Source organism: Campylobacter sp. P255 (genome assembly GCF_003627915.1).
Taxonomy (GTDB): Bacteria; Campylobacterota; Campylobacteria; order Campylobacterales; family Campylobacteraceae; genus Campylobacter_D.
The window spans coordinates 1-654 of the sequence record NZ_NREN01000031.1; the positions used below are offsets into that span (position 1 = coordinate 1).

The 654-nt window shown below is 37.8% G+C and carries 1 pseudogene; it reads right to left on the reverse strand.

What is annotated here, in order from left to right:
* Nucleotides 1-654: pseudogene (locus CKA54_RS07710) on the reverse strand (hypothetical protein); the annotation flags it as partial.

The window sequence follows — 654 nt, forward strand, 5'->3', positions numbered from 1 at the left end:
GATTGATATTGCCCTTAATAGTACCATCGTTTTGTAAGGCTGTGCCATTTGGGTTAAGTGTCAAATCGCCATTTTTAGTCATAGTAGCTGAGGCAATTACTGCGCCATTGTTTAGATCAATAGCGTTAGGGGATTTATCGTTTGAGCCGATGGTGCTTGTGGCATCGATCATAATACCTGCGGTGCCTCCGGCAATAAGTCCGCCAGTAGATTGCAAATAGTCTAGATGCGATGCTTTTGATATATCAATACCTGAGCCTTTTTTAGATAATATAGTTCCACTATTAACTATAGATTCTCCTGTAGAGCCTTTATTAGGTGTAAATCCAACAGTTATATAAATTCCAGCTGTTCCGGTATCATCTAAAATAGTTCCACTATTTTCAATCGTGCCAAATTTACCTTCTGCAAAATGTATAGCACCACTATCACTAGCTATACTTTGGTTGTATATTAAACCGGAGTTGTTGATATTTTCAATGGTAGCATTTTGTATAAATATGGTTCCATAACCATTAGTACCCTCCGTTGTCATAATAGTGCCGCTATTGTTAATGGTATTAATAGTTGCATTACTACCTTCCACACGAATTGCAATTTTACCTGCGATTAAACCCGAGTTAGTAATACTATCGATCGTGCCACCATAGTTGT